The 19,821-nt window shown below is 38.7% G+C and carries 3 protein-coding genes and 1 pseudogene; 1 reads left to right on the forward strand and 3 read right to left on the reverse strand.

Features of this window, described 5'->3' with window-relative positions:
* The coding region (locus H7T99_RS09705; RefSeq protein ID WP_201035988.1) for an Ig-like domain-containing protein at positions 1 to 3,385 on the reverse strand (3,385 nt) is incomplete at its 3' end.
* A gap of 573 nt (positions 3,386 to 3,958) precedes the next feature.
* Here H7T99_RS09705 and H7T99_RS09710 point away from each other — a divergent pair.
* Positions 3,959 to 4,490: pseudogene (locus H7T99_RS09710) on the forward strand (transposase); the annotation flags it as partial.
* A gap of 45 nt (positions 4,491 to 4,535) precedes the next feature.
* On the opposite strand, the gene H7T99_RS09715 reads toward H7T99_RS09710, so the two are convergent.
* Complete coding sequence (locus H7T99_RS09715; protein WP_037601912.1) at positions 4,536 to 18,755, reverse strand: SspB-related isopeptide-forming adhesin; 14,220 nt, start codon at positions 18,753 to 18,755, stop codon at positions 4,536 to 4,538.
* 961 nt (positions 18,756 to 19,716) lie between these two features.
* On the reverse strand, positions 19,717 to 19,821 hold a 105-nt coding region (locus H7T99_RS09720; protein ID WP_155124250.1), incomplete at its 5' end, for an LPXTG cell wall anchor domain-containing protein.

The following is a 19,821-nucleotide window of genomic DNA, read 5'->3' on the forward strand; positions in this document are numbered from 1 at the left end:
CCACTTTAGGATCACTTGCGTCTGATGTATTTCCTGATGGATCTGTCGCTTTGGCTGTTACATTTCCTGCTGGAATATCAACTGTTGGCGTAATGGTTGCTTTACCATTTGCGCCTGCTGTCGCTTCACCAATCTTGTTGCCGTCTTTATCGTAAAGAGCAACAGTTGAGCCTGGTTCTGCAGTTACTTCTACTGATGGCTTAGTACCTGCTTTACCTGTGAGGTCTGTATTCACTACTGGTTTCGCTGGCGCTGTGGTGTCGGTTGCTACTTTTGGATCACTTGCGTCTGAGGTGTTTCCTGATGGGTCAGTCGCTTTAGCTGTTACATTACCTTCTGGAATAGCAACGGTTGGTGTGATGGTTACTTTACCATTGCTAGCAGCCGTTCCTTCACCAATCTTGTTACCATCTTTATCGTAAAGAGCAACAGTTGAACCTGGTTCTGCAGTTACTTCTACTGATGGCTTAGTTCCGGCTTTACCTGTAAGGTCTGTATTCACTACTGGTTTCGCTGGAGCTGTTGTATCTGTTGCTACTTTTGGATCACTTGCGTCTGAGGTGTTACCCGCTGCATCTGTCGCTTTGGCTGTTACATTTCCTGCTGGAATATCAACAGTTGGGGTAATGGTTACTTTACCATTGCTAGCAGCCGTTCCTTCACCAATCTTGTTGCCATCTTTATCGTAAAGGGCAACGGTTGAGCCTGGTTCTGCGCTCACTTCTACTGATGGCTTAGTGCCTGCTTTACCTGTTAGGTCTGTATTCACTACTGGTTTCGCTGGCGCTGTTGTATCTGTCGCTACTTTAGGATCACTTGCAACTGATGTGTTACCCGCTGCATCTGTTGCTTTAGCTGTTACATTTCCTGCTGGAATATCAACTGTTGGTGTAATGGTTGCTTTACCATTTTCTCCCGCTGTTGCTTCACCGATCTTGTTGTTATCTTTATCGTAAAGGGCAACAGTTGAGCCTTTTTCTGCAGTCACCTCAACCGGAGTCTTAGTTCCAGCCTTTCCTGTAAGATCTGTATTCACTACTGGTTTATCTGGAGCTGTGGTGTCTTTTGCAGGTGTAACTAAGTATGCCGCAGCAATTTTATCTACTGATTTATCAGGATAAGTAATAGTAACATTACCCTTTTCATCCGCAACGTATGTTGTTCCTTGTGGAAGCGCAGTATTCGCGTCTCCAACCGTTTTTTCAATAGCTGCCTTCTCAGTTGCACTTATATTATTAGGATCAGCAACTTCTACTTTTGCTCCTCCAGGAGTTGGCTCATACTTCTTAGCTGTCTCAAGAACGGTAATTGTAAGATTTCTCGTTACTACTTTACCATTTTTATTTCTAACAGCATAGGTAGCAGTGGAACTACCTGCAGGCTGCGTCATATCAACATTACCACGATAGTATGCCTTACGCTGTCTATAAGTATTTGAGCCAGCTGTATCCAGGAAACCACCATTAGAATCATTCGTATATGCTAGTCCTTTTGCCAAATAAGGATTATTAGGAATCCAAAATTTTTCAACTGACGGTGATCCTGCTGCTTGAATTGTTACATTGACAGGATCACCTGGGTAAACTGTAAGATGTGACTCGGTAACCAAAAGTTGAGTGTAGTTATCACCACTAACTCCTCCACCTACATAGGTCAACTGTGTTTTTGTAACTGTAATCGGTGCACTCTTAGCTGACTCACTTCCACCTGCTGGTGTTGAGGTAGCTGTAATTTCTCCTTCTGGAAGGCTGTTTGTAGGGTGAACAGTGGCTACACCTTGGTCGTTTGCTACTGCTTCACCGATCACAACGCCATCATTATTATAAAGTTTTACAGTTGAGCCTGCTGTTGCATTTACAGTCACATCAGCTGGTGTACTTGCTTTACCATTAAGATTTGAAGTAATTTCTGGAACCTGACTTGCTGGTGCAACTGGTTTTGGTGTTTCACCCTGAACTTCAAAAGTAACTGTCACTTCTTGTGGGGCCTGATTATAATGAGCTGGGTAAGTAACCACTACGGTTTTTGTATAAGTACCTGCTTGTGTAGCAGTTGGAGCTTGGCCGTCTTTCCATGCAAATGTTGTTGCACCACGATAGTTATTTGGGAATTCTGGTGTTCCAGCTTTATTGGTTACATAATTAGCCGGAGTAGCATCAAAACTTCCACCAACTTTTGCAGTATACTTTTCTTTGACTGCTACTGCTTGGAATTTTGAACTTTCATTATCAATGAAGTTATCCGCATAACCAGTCATAATATTCGTTCTTCCGCCAATAACTCCTGTTCCTTGCATACCTGCAACATAGTCAAGTGGCTTAGATTTATCTACGATCGGTGTATCAAATGTAATCGTCCACATAACATTACGAATGGCATTATTATCCGCTGTCATCGTATACAAAGCTTGTGAACGTTCTGCTGTTTGAGCCGCTACCGCTGCTTCATTTCCTTGAATTGCTGGATTTTTTATATCTTTGTAAAGTTGGGTCAAACGTTGAGTCATTTCAGAGCCTGTATAGGTATCCATTCTACCATTTTGACCCATCAAGTATGATCCATCATTATCCTTCCAGTAATTACGCGTATTGACTACTTTTCCATTTTTGTCAGTTTGAACAACTTGCCAGTTCGTTGGTGCGCCAACAGAATCTTTAGGGATAGTAAAGTAAACATAACCACTAGCGGCATTCGCTTTTCGACCAGGATTATCAAGAACAGTCCAATGAAGAACGTTATTAGCCTTGTCTACTTCGTAGCTAATCTGTACGTAATCTTGAGCATTTTCTTTGTTAGAATAATCAAGGTTTTGTGCACCATCTGACGCACGTGTTGCAGTTGATGCTGAACGTGTTGCTCCTTGTGCGATACTTCGACGACTACGTACACGAGGCGCATTTGCAGTTTCTGACGCACTAATATTATTTGTGATAGCGCTCTCTGAGCTTGCTGTAGTTGATGGTGTTGTAGAAGCTGTGACTGAACGAGATGCCTCAGATGCAGTTGCTGGTTTTGCGGTTGATACATTTGCTGAGCCTGTAACTTCTGAAGCAACTACTGGACTTGTTGATGTCGCTACTGAATTTGCCGGCGCTGAACTTGTAGGCTCAACTGATGTCGCTGCGACTGTTTCAGTGACAGCTGGTGTTACCGTAGTAGTTGAGACACTTTCTGATGCTGTGCTTGGCGAAGTTGCGGCCGGAACTCCTTCACCTTGACTTGCACTTACAGCTGTAGCTGCAACTGTTGCTCCATCAGATGTCGTTTCATCCGCTTGAGCTGTGTGACCAATCATGATCAAAGTACCAAGCAAGACCGAGCAGACTCCAATATTCAATTTACGAATCGAGAAACGACTCTTCTTACTAAAGATATCTTTACCCATATTTCCTCCTAGACAAGTAATCATTAGATTTTGATTACTCTTATCTCTTCTAAAAATAATATAAAATGAATTTCCCTAACGAAAAATATATCATAAAATTAAAATTGAATCAATATTTTACTATCATAAAATTAGTTTTCTCTCTTTTTTTAAAATAACTTAAGCATTATTCTTTTCAAAGTATTTATTTTCTAACACCTTCTTTTTATACAGAACCTATACAACTTTACATATATAATTCAAAGCATAAATCAATAATTGTATTTAAAGTATTTATAACATCTTACAATATCAATATATATTACTTTGTAAAAGTCTTACAATTTTCGAATCATAGAATGATTCTTACCTTTTACACTTTCAACATTTATAGATACACTCATAATTTAACTAAGATCAAGTGTAAATATACATTTTTTTAGATTTATTAATGTAATTAGATTGAAAATATGTCAGTATTTTTAATGGTTTATCTTTCCATAGAACTTTGTTTTTGACTGAATAATTAAAAAATTGCTCTATGATGTCTGTAATAGATAAAACTACTATAGAGATTATAAAGCAGGTATTTTTAAGACTAGAATTGTGATTATGAATCATTTTATCAAAAAATCACGACCCTATCGAGCCTTAAAAAATCATTGACGACTCTTCCAAAAGGACAGCCGTAAGTTATCTCTCACCCCTTTTTACTCAAAGACCTTCCGTCAAACTTTATAACCACATAAAGTCATTGAAAAGACACTGAATTTCTCAGAGGAACTCAGCGACTACTATAATCTTTACCAACTCTTACTATTTCACTTTCAGGAGAAGAGAGTAGATAGGTTCTTTGAGCTGATAGAGAAAACTTGAAGCAAGGTCAATCATTAATTTCAAACATACTTAAGGACTTTTCTTAAACACAAACAATACAAAAAATGTTTTAGAAGCGCAGTATTCGATTACAAAAATAGAAGATGCCAATATACTTAACAAGCATATCAAAGGTTTGAGATTTGGTTTAAAAAATTTTATTAACCTTAGAAAGCCTGTATTCATCACTTTGAACATAACACAAAAAAGACCCACCCCTTTCGGGATAAGTCTCTTTTTCGAAAACTGAAATAGTCTAACTAACTATGTTGAGGGATTTAACCTATTAACTATTTTAGTCTTCTTTTTTGCGTTTTCCTGCTAAACCAAGTCCAGCTGCCGCAAGGATTCCTCCGAGAGCCATAGCTGCCATAGACGCATCATCACCTGTTTCAGGGAGAGCTGGTCCTTTAGGAGCTTCTGGTGTAGTTGGTGGTGTCACTGGTGGAACCACTGGTGTTGGAGGAGTTGGAGGCGTTGGTGGTGTAGTAGGAGGTGTAGTTGGTGGAGTTGTTGGTGGTGTATTTGGTGGGATAACAGTGTTGTTGAACTCAGTATCTTCTGGCAATTGAGAAGTTACTGTCAAGACTTTACCGTCTTTAGTTACTGAAACAACGACTGTAGCTACCATCTTATCGTAGGCAACAGTTGCATCGTTACCTTGTACTTCTTCTACTGTGTAGACGTGAGTACCTTCTTCACCACGTTTGTACTCAAGAGCTGAGAACTTGATCTTACCGTTAGCATCATTGCTTACAGTTTCGATCACATTACCCTTGCTATCTTTAAGTACGAAGCTAAACTCACCAGGTTTAAGTTCACGACCTTCAAGTTTCTTAGTGAATTCAAACTCAACCTTAGTTGGGATATTGACTACACGTTTTTCTGTTGGTTTTTCTGGTTTTTCAACAGATTTCTTAGTTGGGTCGTATTGGTGAACGATTTGTGACGCAGTATTTTCGATGTCTACACCATCTTTAGCAGTGCCTTTGATAGTTGCAGGAATATCGAACTTGTAGTAGCGTCCGAATGCCAATTTGGCAGTATCGATCACTTGTGTGTTTTCTGCATCGCCAAGTGACTTAGTAAGGTCAGCTTTAGATGTTGCAGTAATCACACCGTCAACGATTTGGATATCGAACTTAGCTGTCACATCTTCTCCTGTTACAGAGTCGTATGCTTTAATATCTTTAACGTTAACAGTCAAGTTTTCGCTGTCATATTTATCTGTAACACCTACAGATTGGATATTGTGAGCGTCAGTGAAGTTAGTTGTGTCGAGCCATACTTGGTAGACAAACTTATCACCTTTCTTGAGTGTCTTAGTATTGATATTTTCAGCTTCGTTGTTAGCTGTGCTGTCAGCGTAAGGATCCTTGTTAGTATCGCCTACTTTATCTTTCAACTCAGCATCATCGTCAACAAGTTTCATACCAGTGATATCGAATTTCTCTTTAGAAACAACGTATTTCTCTGGTTGGAACTTAGGTTTTTCTGGTGGACGAACAGTGTTGTTAAATTCTTTGTCTGCTGGGTCGTTCACTTTAGTGATAAGAGCTTTCGCTTTACCATCATGTGATACTTCAACAGTAACAAGAGCTTTCATTGAATCGTAAGAAACAGTTCCGTCAGTACCTTTAACTTCTTCTACAGTGTAGTTGTGAGTACCTTCTTGGCCTTTCTTGAATTCAAGAGCAGCAAATTTAACGTTACCTGCAGCGTCGTTCTTAACTGTTTGAAGGATGTTTCCATCTTTATCTTTAAGAACGAAGCTGAATTCGTTGGCTTTAAGTTCACGACCTTCAAGTTTCTTAGTGAAGTTAAATTCAACTTCAACTGGGATGTTAACTACACGTTTTTCTGTTGGTTTTTCTGGTTTTTCAACAGATTTCTTAGTTGGGTCGTATTGGTGAACGATTTGTGAAGCTGTATTTTCAATGTCAACACCGCCAGCGACGTCTGCTTTCACTGTTGCAGGAATATCAAATTTATAGTAGCGACCAAACTCGAACTTAGTAGTGTCAATAACTTGAGTATTTTCAGCATCGCCAAGTGACTTAGTGAAGCCATCTTTAAGGTTAGCTGTAACAACACCATTTTCAACCTTAATGTCGAACTTAGAAGTTACATCCGCACCTGATACTGAATCGTAAGCCTTGATTGCTGATGCATCAACATCCAACTTAGTTTCATCGTAGTCATCAGTGATACCAACAGTTTGGATATGATCCTTGTTGTTAGCGTCAAATTGAGTTGTATCAAGCCATACTTGGTAGTAAAGTTTTTGACCAGGTTTAACTGACTTAGTATTCAAGTTTTCCAATTCGTTGTTTGATGCATCATCAGCGTAAGGGTTGGTATTTGTATCTGCAACCTTATTAGCCAATTCTTTATCATCATCAACGAGTTTAGTACCTGTTACGTCAAATTTCGCTTCAGAAACAACATATTTTTCTGGTTGGAACTTAGGTTTTTCTGGTGGACGAACAGCATTGTTGAATTCTTTATCAGCAATTTCACCAACAGTCGCTACAAGAGCTTTAGCAGTACCATCATGAGAAACAGTGATTGTTACATTCGCTTTCATTGTATCGTATGTAACAGTTGCATCAGTTCCTTTGACTTCTTCTACTGTGTACTTGTGAACGCCATCTTGGCCTTTCTTGAATTCAAGTTTAGAGAATTTAACGTTACCAGCTGCATCATTCTTAACAGTTTCAACAACTTTACCTGCTTCATTCTTCAACTCGAATGTGAATTCGTTAGCTTTAAGCTCACGACCTTCCAAACGTTTAGTGAAGTTGAATCCGACTTCAACTGGAACACTGTTAACACGTTTTTCAGTTGGTACCTTAGGTGTTTCAACTTTCTTAGTTGTTGGGTTGTAGAAGTGAACTACTTGTCCAGCTGTATTTTCAATATCTACACCACCAGGAACAGAGTCTTTAACAGTGGTTGGGATATCGAATTTATAGTAACGGCCAAAGGCAAACTTAGTTGTGTCGATGATTTGAGTATTTGCATCGTCTCCAAGTGACTTAGTGAAGCCATCTTTAAGGTTAGCAGTAATCATACCATTTTCAACTTTGATGTCGAATTTAGCTGTTACATCTTCGCCTGTTACTGAATCGTAAGCTTTAATAGCTGAAGCATCAAGATCCAATTTAGTTTCATCGTAGTCATCAGAGATACCAACCGTTTGGATGTAATCCTTGTTGTTAGCGTCGAATTTAGTTGTATCAAGCCATACTTGGTAAACAAGTTTATCACCAGCTTTGACAGTCTTAGTATTCATGTTTTCAGCTTCGTTGTTTGATGCGTCATCAGCGTAAGGGTTCGCATTTGTTTCTGCGTACTTATCTTTCAACTCTTTATCATCATCAACAAGCTTGTTACCAGTGATGTCAAATTTTTCTTTGTTCACAACATATTTTTCTGGTTGGAACTTAGGTGTTTCTGGTGGGCGAACTTTGTTGTTGAACTCTTTGTCGTTAGCGCCAGAAGCGTTACCGCCATTTGCAGAGTAGTTAGCAACAGTCTTAAGAACTTTACCTTCTTTAGTAACTTCAACAGTTACTTTAGCTACCATTCCATCGTAAGATACAGTATTATCTTTACCTGGTACTTCTTCCACAGTGTAAGTGAATGTCTTACCAAGATCTGCTTTGCTGAACAAGAGTTTTTCAAACTTGATGTGACCATCTTTATCGTTGGTTACTGTTTGAAGAACCTTGTTGTTTTGATCTTTCAATACGAAGCTGAACTCACCTGCAGTCAACTCACGTCCTTCAAGTCGTTTAGTATAGTCGAACTCGAGTGGAACTGGAACGTTGTTTTCACGTGTTTGAGTTGGTTTTTCAGGAGTTGTAACTTTCTTATTGAATGGGTTGTACTGGTGAATTGTTTGGTTAGCTGTATTTTCAATATCTACACCGTCGTTAGCATCAATGTCTTTAACAACAGCTGGGATATCAAATTTATAGTAACGACCAAACTCGAATTTAGTTGTATCGATGACTGGAGTAGCATCTGTTGCACTAATAGCTTTAGTCAAGCTTGCTTTAGATGTACCATAGAGAACACCATTTTCAACTTTAATATCGAACTTGTCTGTAACATCCTTACCAGTGATACCATCGTAAACCTTGATTTCAGAAGCGTCGATATCGAGCTTAGCTTCTTCGTAGTTATCTGTGATACCAACTGTTTGAAGGTTGCTTTCTGCAGTGAAATCACGAGTATCAAGCCATACTTGATAGTAGATCTTTTGACCACGTTTGAGGGTCTTACCATTCAAGTTTTGGATTTCAACTTTATCTGCTGAATCATCGTCATCAGCAAGTTTGTTACCAATGATGTCGAAGCTTGGTTCTGAAACAACGTATTTCTCTGGTTTGAAGTTAGGAGTTACGTTGTTATCGAAAATTCTGTCATCTGATTCATAAGTATTTCCACCAACTGTAGCATAAGAGATAACTGTTGATAATTGATTATCTGCTGAAGGTTTAATAACTTTAACAGTAACGTTGACTTTCATATTGTCATAAGTAACTGTTGTATCAGTTCCTTTAACTTCTTCTACAGTGTAGTTAAAGGTCTTACCAAAATCGTCTCTTCCATAATTAATAGTAGAGAAAGTTACTTTGCCTTTAGCATCATTCTGAACAGTTTCAAGAACTTTTCCTGCTTCGTCTTTCAAGACAAAGTTAAATTCCTTATCTTTCAATTGACGACCATTAAGTGTCTTACCGAAGATCAACTCGATAGCAGTTGGAACGTTGTTAACACGTTTTTCAGTTGGTTTGTTTGGTTTTTCAACAGTCTTAGTAGTTGGGTTGTAGTAGTTTACAACTTGAGCTGCTGTATTTTCAATTTCAGCACCATCGTAAGCACCGTCAGTAACCTTAGCTGGGATGACAAACTTGTAGTAACGTCCAAATTCGAACTTAGTAGTATCGATAATTTGAGTGTTTTCTGCATCGCCAAGTGACTTAGTGAAGCCAGCTTTAAGGTTAGCAGTAATCACGCCGTTAGCGATAGAGATGTCGAACTTGTCAGTAACATCAGCACCAGTCTTACCATCGTAAGCCTTGATATCTGATTGCTTAACTTCCAATTTAGCTTCATCATAATCATCAGTGATACCAACAGTTTGGATGTTATCCTTGTTGTTTGCATCAAATTGATTTGTATCAAGCCATACTTGGTAGTTAATAGTGTCGCCACGTTTAACAGCTTTAGTATTGATGTTTTCTGCTTCGTTGTTATCAGCTTTATCAGCATAAGGGTTCGCATTTGTTTCTGCGTACTTATCTGTCAACTCTGCATCATCATCAAGAAGCTTAGTGCCAGTGATATCAAACTTACCATTATCTTTGCTAAGAACGTATTTCTCTGGTTGGAACTTAGGTTCTTCTGGTGGAGTTACACGGTTGTTAAATTCTTTATCCGCAATGTCGCCTACAGTCGCGATAAGAACTTTAGCAGTACCATCGTGTTTAACTGTGACTGTTACATTCGCTTTCATTGTGTCGTATGTAACGGTTGCATCTGTTCCTTTAACTTCTTCTACTGTGTAGTTGTGTACGCCTTCTTGACCCTTCTTGAATTCAAGAGCTTTGAACTTAACGTTACCAGATGCATCATTGCTTACAGTTTCAAGAGTCTTACCTTCTGAATCTTTAAGGACGAAGCTGAATTCGTTAGCTTTAAGCTCACGGCCTTCCAAACGTTTAGTGAAGTTGAATTCCACTTCAACTGGTACGTTGTTAACACGTTTTTCAGTTGGTTTGTTTGGTTTTTCAACTTTCTTAGTTGTTGGGTTGTAGTAGTTAACTACTTGAGCCGCAGTATTTTCAATATCCACACCACCAGGTACATCAGCTTTCACTGTTGTTGGGATGTCGAACTTGTAGTAACGTCCGAAGGCGAATTTAGTTGTGTCGATAACTTGAGTGTTTTCCGCATCGCCAAGTGACTTAGTGAAGCCTGCTTTAAGGTTAGCTGTGATTACACCATTTTCGATTGAGATATCGAATTTATCTGTAACATCAGCACCAGAAACTGAATCGTAAGCCTTGATAGCTGATGCATCCACATTCAACTTAGTTTCATCGAAGTCATCTGTGATACCAACAGTTTGGATATTATCCTTGTTGTTTGCATCAAATTTAGTTGTATCCAACCATACTTGATAGTAGATAGTTTGACCACGTTTAACAGACTTAGTATTCAAGTTTTCAGCTTCGTTGTTTGAAGCATCGTCCGCGTATGGGTTCGCATTTGTATCTGCGTACTTGTCTGCCAACTCTTTGTCATCATCAACGAGTTTTGTACCTGTTACGTCGAACTTAGCTTCTCCAACTACGTATTTCTCTGGTTGGAACTTAGGTTCTTCTGGAGGTGTGACACGGTTGTTAAATTCTTTGTCCGCAATTTCGCCTACAGTCGCGATAAGAACTTTAGCTGTACCATCGTGTTTAACTGTGACTGTTACATTCGCTTTCATTGTATCGTATGTAACGGTTGCGTCGCTTCCTTTAACTTCTTCTACTGTGTAGTTGTGTACGCCTTCTTGGCCTTTCTTGAATTCAAGTTTAGAGAACTTAACGTTACCTGAAGCATCATTGCTTACAGTTTCAAGAGTCTTACCTTCTGAATCTTTAAGAACGAAGCTGAATTCGTTAGCTTTAAGCTCACGACCTTCCAAACGTTTAGTGAAGTTGAATTCCACTTCAACTGGAACGTTGTTAACACGTTTTTCAGTTGGTTTATTTGGTTTTTCAACTTTCTTAGTTGTTGGGTTGTAATAGTTAACTACTTGAGCCGCTGTATTTTCGATGTCTGAACCACCAGGTACATCAGCTTTAACTGTTGTTGGGATGTCGAACTTGTAGTAACGTCCGAAGGCGAATTTAGTTGTGTCGATAACTTGAGTGTTTTCTGCATCGCCAAGTGACTTAGTGAAGCCATCTTTAAGGGTTGCAGTGATCACACCGTTGTTAACAGTGATATCGAATTTAGCTGTAACATCATCACCTGTTACTGAATCGTAAGCTTTGATCTTAGTAGCATCAAGCTCCAATTTAGCTTCATCGTAGTCATCTGAGATTCCTACTGATTGGATGTTGTCCTTGTTAGCTGCATCGAATTTAGTTGTATCCAACCATACTTGGTAAACCAACTTGTCGCCACGTTTCACAGTCTTAGTGTTCAAGTTTTCTTTTTCGTTATTTGATGCATCGTCAGCGTATGGGTTCGCATTTGTGTCTGCGTACTTGTCTGCCAACTCTTTATCATCATCAACGAGTTTGTCACCAGTGATATCGAATTTTTCTTTAGAAACAACGTATTTCTCTGGTTGGAACTTAGGTTCTTCCGGAGGAGTTACACGGTTGTTAAATTCTTTATCCGCAATGTCGCCAACAGTCGCGATAAGTACTTTAGCTGTTCCATCGTGTTTAACTGTAACTGTTACATTCGCTTTCATTGTGTCGTATGTAACGGTTGCGTCTGAGCCTTTAACTTCTTCTACGGTGTAGTTGTGTACGCCTTCTTGGCCTTTCTTGAACTCAAGTTTAGAGAACTTAACGTTACCTGAAGCATCATTGCTTACAGTTTCAAGAGTCTTACCTTCTGAATCTTTAAGAACGAAGCTGAATTCGTTAGCTTTAAGCTCACGGCCTTCCAAACGTTTAGTGAAGTTGAATTCCACTTCAACTGGAACGTTGTTAACACGTTTTTCAGTTGGTTTGTTTGGTTTTTCAACTGTCTTGCTTACTGGGTTGTAGTAGTTAACAACTTGGGCAGCAGTATTTTCGATATCTGCACCGCCAGGAACATCGTTCTTAACAGTTGCTGGAATATCAAACTTGTAGTAACGTCCAAATTCAAATTTAGTTGTATCAATGATTTGAGTATTTTCTGCGTCGCCAAGTGACTTAGTGAAGCCAGCTTTAAGAGTTGCAGTCATCACACCATTTTCAACATTAATGTCAAATTTATCTGTGACATCAGCTCCAGTTACTGAATCGTAAGCCTTGATTGCTGAACCATCTACATCAACCTTAGTTTCATCGTAGTCATCAGTGATTCCTACAGTTTGAACGTTGTCTTTGTTAGCTGCGTCAAATTTAGTTGTATCCAACCATACTTGATAGTAGATCTTTTCGCCGCGTTTAACAGACTTAGTATTGATGTTTTCTGCTTCGTTGTTATCAGCTTTATCTACATATGGATCGGTATTTGTTTCACCATATTTATCAGTCAACTCTGCATCATCATCGAGAAGCTTGTTATCAGTGATAGAGAATTTCGCTGTATTCAATACGTATTTCTCTGGTTGGAACTTAGGTTCTTCTGGAGGTGTTACACGGTTGTTAAATTCTTTATCCGCAATGTCGCCTACAGTCGCGATAAGAACTTTAGCTGTTCCATCATGTTTAACTGTGACTGTTACATTCGCTTTCATTGTATCGTATGTAACGGTTGCGTCTGAGCCTTTAACTTCTTCTACTGTGTAGTTGTGTACGCCTTCTTGACCTTTCTTGAACTCAAGTTTAGAGAACTTAACGTTACCAGCCGCATCGTTGCTTACAGTTTCAAGAGTCTTACCTTCTGAATCTTTAAGTACGAAGCTGAATTCGTTGGCTTTAAGCTCACGACCTTCCAAACGTTTAGTGAAGTTGAATTCCACTTCAACTGGAACGTTGTTAACACGTTTTTCAGTTGGTTTAGTTGGTTTTTCAACTTTCTTAGTTGTTGGGTTGTAGTAGTTAACTACTTGAGCCGCAGTATTTTCAATATCTGCACCACCAGGAACATCAGCTTTAACTGTTGTTGGGATGTCGAACTTGTAGTAACGTCCGAAAGCAAATTTAGTTGTGTCGATAACTTGTGTGTTTTCTGCGTCGCCAAGTGACTTAGTGAAGCCATCTTTAAGTGTTGCAGTAATCACACCGTTGTTAACAGTGATATCGAATTTAGCTGTAACATCATCACCTGTTACTGAATCGTAAGCTTTGATCTTAGTAGCGTCAAGCTCCAATTTAGTTTCATCGTAGTCATCTGAGATTCCTACTGATTGGATGTTGTCCTTGTTAGCTGCGTCGAATTTAGTTGTATCCAACCATACTTGGTAAACCAACTTATCGCCACGTTTAACAGTCTTAGTATTGATGTTTTGTGCTTCGTTGTTTGAGGCATCGTCAGCGTATGGGTTCGCATTTGTATCTGCGTACTTGTCTGCCAACTCTTTATCGTCATCAACGAGCTTGTCACCAGTGATATCGAATTTCTCTTCAGAAACAACGTATTTCTCTGGTTGGAACTTAGGTTCTTCTGGAGGTGTGACACGGTTGTTGAACTCTTTATCAGCTGCATCTGTCACGTTAGCAACGATTGCTTTAGCTGTACCGTCGTGTGAAACCACAACTTTAACAGTAGCAACCATTGTGTCGTATTTGACAGTTGTATCTGTACCAGGAGTTTCTTCTACTGTGTAGTTGTAAGTCTTACCAAGATCATCGCGACCAAATTTAAGAGTCTTGAAGACAATCTTACCAGCAGCGTCGTTCTTCACGCGTTCAACTTCAACGCCGTCTTTCTTCAATACAAATTCGAATTCGTTAGCTTGAAGTTCACGACCTTCCAAACGTTTTGTGAAGTTCATTTCCACTGGAACTGGAACGCTGTTAACACGTTTTTGTGTTGGTTTTTCAGGTTTTTCAACTGTCTTGCTTACTGGGTTGTAAACGTGAACTGTTTGGTTGGCTGTATTTTCAATATCAGCACCAGCTTTAACAGATTCTTTAACAGTTGCTGGGATATCAAATTTATAGTAACGTCCAAATGCGAATTTAGTAGTATCGATAACAGGGTTGTTTACTTTATCTTTGATAAATTCATCTTTAGAAGTTGCAGTGATTGTGCCATTTTCAACTTTGATGTCGAATTTAGCAGTCACGTCTGCACCAGTTACTGAATCGTATGCTTTGATGTCAGCAGCGTTAACGTCCAATTTTTCTGCATCGTATTTATCAGATACACCAACGTATTGGATGTTGTTAGCTTCTGTGAATTTAGTAGTATCAAGCCATACTTGGTATACCAATTTAGAACCGCGTTCAACAGTCTTAGTATTCAAGTTTTCTGGTTCGTTGTTTTTAACACCATCAACATATGGATTTGCATTTGTTGCTGTGTACTCGTTACCAGGTACATCATCGTCGTCATCCATCAACTTGTCACCAGTAATGTCATATTTCTCTTTAGAAACGACAAATTTTTCTGGTTGGAATTCAGGAGTTTCTGGAGGAGTGACTTTGTTGTTGAATTCTTTATCTGCAGTACCGTCAGTTGCATTACCATTTGCGTCTACACCACCAGTTGATGTAACGTTTGTAACAGTAGTCAATGTGTGACCGTTCTTAGCAACTTCAACTGTAACAGTAGCTTTCATCTTATCGTAAGTCATACCAAACTCTTTGTTGGCTGGGATAACTTCTTCTACTTTATAAGTATGAGTACCTACTTTAGTGTTGTCGAATGACAAGTTAGAGAATGAAACATTACCAGCAGCATCATTTTTAACTGTTTCAACTACTGCACCTGTAGAATCTTTCAATACGAAGCTGAATTCACCTGCTTTAAGTTCACGACCTGCCAATTTCTTAGTAAAGTCGAACTTAGTTACAACTGGAGCAACTACATAGTTGTTGAACTCAGTGTCTTCAGGCATTGTAACTGCAGTACTCAAGAGACCTGTAGCGGCATCTTTAGTAACTTTAACTTTCACTACTGCGTTCATAGTATCGTAATCGATATTTGTATCGTTACCAGCTTTTTCACGCACAGTGTAAGTGTGTTCACCTTCAGCGCTGTATTCAATAGCATCAAAAGTGATTGAACCGTCTGCTGCATTTTTCTTAGTTTGGATTACATTGCCATTTTCAAGCAATTCGAATGTGAAGGCATCTGCTTCAAGTGCTTTACCTTCAAGACGTTTAGTGAACTTGAATTGAGCTTGAGTAGGAGCTGATGTGAAGGTATTGTTGAACTCTTTATCAGTTGGAAGAGTTGCAACAGCAGTAAGCGCATGACCTGACTTAGTAACAGTAACTGTTACGTTAGCTTTCATTGGGTCATAAGTCATACCTGCTTCAGTTCCTTGAACTTCTTCTACAGTGTACTTGTGGTCACCAACTTGAGCATTTGTAAATGTCAATGCGTCAAATTTAACTTTACCGTTGGCATCATTTTGTTTTGTTTGAAGGACTTTACCATCTTTGTCTTTCAATACAAAGCTAAATTCGCCAGCTTTCAAGTCACGACCTGCAAGAGCTTTGCTGAAGTCAAATTGTGCAGTTACAGGAGCTACAACGTGGTTGTTGAAGATCTTGTCATCAGTACCAGTTGCTTCACCACCTGTTGAAGTCATTTCAGTCTTAGCAACCAAAAGACCTGTAGCGGCATCTTTAGTAACTGTTACTTTAACTGCGATAGTCATTTCATCGTAGTCTACATCGGCATTGTTGCCCTTCACTTCTTTAACAGTGTAGTTGTAGACACCTTCACGGTCGAATGACAATTCGCTGAAGTTAATCTTACCGTTAGCTTTGTTAGTTACAGTTTCGTTAACATTGTTATCACCAGTCAATGTGAAGCTAAAGTCACCTGCGTTCAAAGTACCGTTTGAAAGTGATTTATCAAATTCAAGGTTAACTTTAATCGCACCTGGTGTGAATGTATTGTTGAACTCTGTATCTGCTGGAAGAGTATTTGTTGCTTTAAGAACGTGACCTTCCTTAGTAACAGTGATTGTTACTTCAGCCTTCATTGTATCGTAAGTCATACCAGCTTCTTTGTTTTCTGGGATAACTTCTTCTACAGTGTACTTGTGAGTACCAACTTGAGTATTGTCAAAGGTCAAATCATCAAAGGCTACAACACCTTCTTTAGTATTTTTCTTAGTTTGAAGAACTTTACCAGTTGAATCTTTCAATACGAAGCTAAATTCACCGGCTTTCAACTCACGACCTGCGAGAGCCTTGCTAAAGTCAAACTTAGTTTTAACTGGAGCTACAACGTAGTTGTTGAAGACTTTATCATCTGCACTTGAAGCAAATCCACCAGTACCACTGTATTTAACAGAAGCTTGCAAATCACCTTTAGAGTTTTCAGTTACAGTAACAGTCATCTTAACTGTCATACCATCGTAATCGACGTTTGTATCTGCCCCTTTAACCTCAGTGATTGTGTAGATGTAAGTACCAACTTTATTGAAAGTTAAGTTACTAAATGTAGCTTTACCGTTTTTATTAGTAACAGTTTCTTCATATGACGGAAGTGATTTGTTTTCATTGACTTCTTTAATCTTGAAGCTGAATTCACCATCAACAAGTACACGTCCTTCCAATTGTTTTTCAACTTCTGGTGTAACTGTTACAGGTTCTTGTTTGACATAGTAATAAACAGGTTGTTTATACGGTGTCAAAGAGTTAAGCAAGTCAACGTTGGTACCGATACCATTTACTCCACGAACCAATTGTTCATTTGGAGAAAGGTGACCAATATTGTCTCCTAAGAATGGTACGAATACAGTTTTATATGGTGTATATCCAGCAGCTTTTTGGAAGTCAAATGGAACTTCTTTACCATTTGCATAGGTTACACCTTTACTATCAGTGAAAGCAATTGTATTAAGAGGTGATTTCTTAACAGCTAATTCTTGTTTGTTGTAATCACCTGGTTTAATTGGTTTCGTTTCTGCTAGCAACATGTAGCCATCAGTGCTCAATGTACCATCAGAACGCTTGCTTTGTTGTTTTGGATCTAGAAGATAAACACGAACAACTACAGTTCCATCTTCACCCACGATTTCTTTAATACGTTTAATTCCTGCACGCTCAGCGTCCATGAATTTCGTTCCAACAGTATAAGGACGACTCACATATCCTGACTGATCATTTGCTTCAGCTGCTTGATAAAGTTTGTATCCATCAAATTGGCGCTCTCCAGATGCTGTGAAGTTTTGACCTTCCATAGCTTTAAGAGTGTATGAAGCTAAGTCTACTTCATTACCATTTGCTTTATAATCTTGAACAGTTACATCAGTTTTATTCGCCTTAAATGTTGGATTGTTTTTATCAACTACTTTATAGTAAGTTGTTTTATTAACTGATACTGGAATCTTGGCATTAGTATCTGTAATCGTACGACCGTTATATGCTGGTTCTACAACGTTGATAATATCTGTTGATGTACGAGCAGCATAAACTGCATCATATAATTTTTGTTCTTCAGTAGTAAGGTTATGTCCTGGAGCTACTAAAGCTTGGATACTTGCCCCAACTTCATAACCAAATTGAATAAATGGTTGGTCCGTTTTACCAGGTCCAGCTCCTAAACCTTTATCATAATCTACTTGGAAAGTTAATTCACCTTTAGAAGCAGATTGAGTAGTCGTGAATTTTTGAATACCACTAGACGCAGTAATTGTTCTTGTTTCAACTACAGCACCAGTATTTTTGTTGATCAATTCAACAGTCGTATCTGTTGAAGCATCAAATCTCTTGTAAGCACGTACATAGTAGCTTGTATTGTAACGTTCATTGAAGCGGGTTAGGTCTACGATACTATAGGTGTAGACATCGCCTTCTTTAGCAGCATATCCTGATGGTACTGTTTGTGAACGAACACTTGCACCATTTGGATCCGTCATCTCAGGTGTAGCAACTTCACCGTCTTTTAGGAAAGTTGCTACAGCAACCGGCTCGTTATTGTGGTCTGTAGCGGCACGACGATTACGACGGCTGCTTCTTGTTGCCAAAGCGCCAGCATTCGTCAAATCAGTTGCTGCACGGTCAAGCGTTGCACTACGAACTGCTGCTGATCCTACAGAATAAAAACGCGCAGAACCACGTGTGTTAAGACTTGTAGTTGCTGCCGCAGTTTCGGCTGCTGCTGTTTCTTCAGCTACTGGAGCTGCTGTTGCTGCAGTACGATTAGCCGCTGTTGCAGCTGGAGTTGCTGCAGCGGCTGTCGCTGAAGCTGTTGTTTCAACCTTGTTGCTAGCTGCATTTGTTGATGCTGCTGTAGCTGGCTTAGCTGTTTCTGTAGCAGCCTTTTCAGTTGGTTTTGCTGCTTCCGAAGCTGGTTTAGCAGCTTGAGATTTTGCAGTTTCTGTAGCTTGTTTGTCAGTTGTCCCTGCGGCAGCCTTATCTGTTGTTGAAGCTTCTGGCGTCAAGTTAAATGTTGACGCAGTTGCCTCAGTTGAAGATACAGCTGCAGTAGGATCTGCTTGAGCTGTAGATGCTGTAGATGTCTCAATCAGGTTTGATGAACTTTCCCCCTCAACTGATGAATCAGGGTTTGATGAAGAAGCGTCAGGCGCTGTTACTTCATCGGCCTGTGCAGTATGAGCGGCAAAGAGTGCCGTTCCTAGCAAGACTGAAGCGACACCAAACGAATATTTACGCAATGAAAATCGTTGACGTCTATTGAAAATGTCTTTCATGTTTAAGTCTCCCTCTTAAAAAAATAGTTAGTTATAGATACATGACTACAAGTTAATTCCCCTCATATCCATGATTCATTCTCATTCTAACATTCTGACAATTTAGAGTCAAGTGATTAATCTATCTTTTCTAAAAAAACTTTAGTTATCTGACAATTGTTAAATCCAAACTCTTACAAAAAGCAGTCTTACGTTAAAACACTTGTATTATAAGCGTTTAAAACGCTTACTGTTATTTATCATAAAATCGTTTTTTCTAATATTTTGATATTAATTTTCTTCTTTAAAAGCCATCTTGAATTCACTTTTAACGTTCATTTTTCTAATAATTGGCTTTCTTAAATAAGTAAATTTCAAATAGAAGTAAGGATTGAAACAACTTTTAAACGTAAAAACCCTTTAAAAGTAAGACTTCCCTATTATCATTTTTAACTCTTCTTATATTATAAATTACCAAAGTTAGTCTTATAAAAATACGGAATCCACCATGTTTTTACCCGATATTTTCTATTTATTTATAAAGATCTATTTCTTTTCCTAACTATTCTCCCTATTTTTTGATGTTAACTATCTAATTTTAACTGTAAACACTAATCAGTCTTAGATTTAAGTGGGATTAGGGATAACCTTAACTTCATCTAAATATAATAAGTAATGAAGTCTACTAAAATACGAAGAATTATCTAATCCATCAGTATTGTATATATTGCCTTAAACATTTCTTTAGTTGAAATAATTGCTTGAGAATTCAAAATAACTCTTTTTTATGATAAAGGATATAAATCTTCCCAAAATTTTGACTTCTAATTTTACCAAAATTTAAAAAGCTCTCATCAAGACATATCAGCTACCAAAATCCTCTCATTACAAATCAAAAAGACCCACCCCTTTCGGGATGAATCTCTCTTTCGAAAACTGAAATAGTCTAACTAACTCAATTAGATGTGTACCTAATCACTATTTAGTCTTCTTTTTTGCGTTTTCCTGCCAAACCAAGTCCAGCTGCCGCAAGGATTCCTCCGAGAGCCATAGCTGCCATAGACGCATCATCACCTGTTTCAGGGAG

Source organism: Streptococcus sp. 17.1, assembly GCF_016648655.1.
Lineage (GTDB): Bacteria > Bacillota > Bacilli > Lactobacillales > Streptococcaceae > Streptococcus > Streptococcus salivarius_E.

Coding starts and splice junctions, on each gene's coding strand:
- H7T99_RS09715 (WP_037601912.1), bottom strand. CDS start 18,755: ATGAAAGACATTTTCAATAGACGTCAACGATTTTCATTGCGTAAATAT.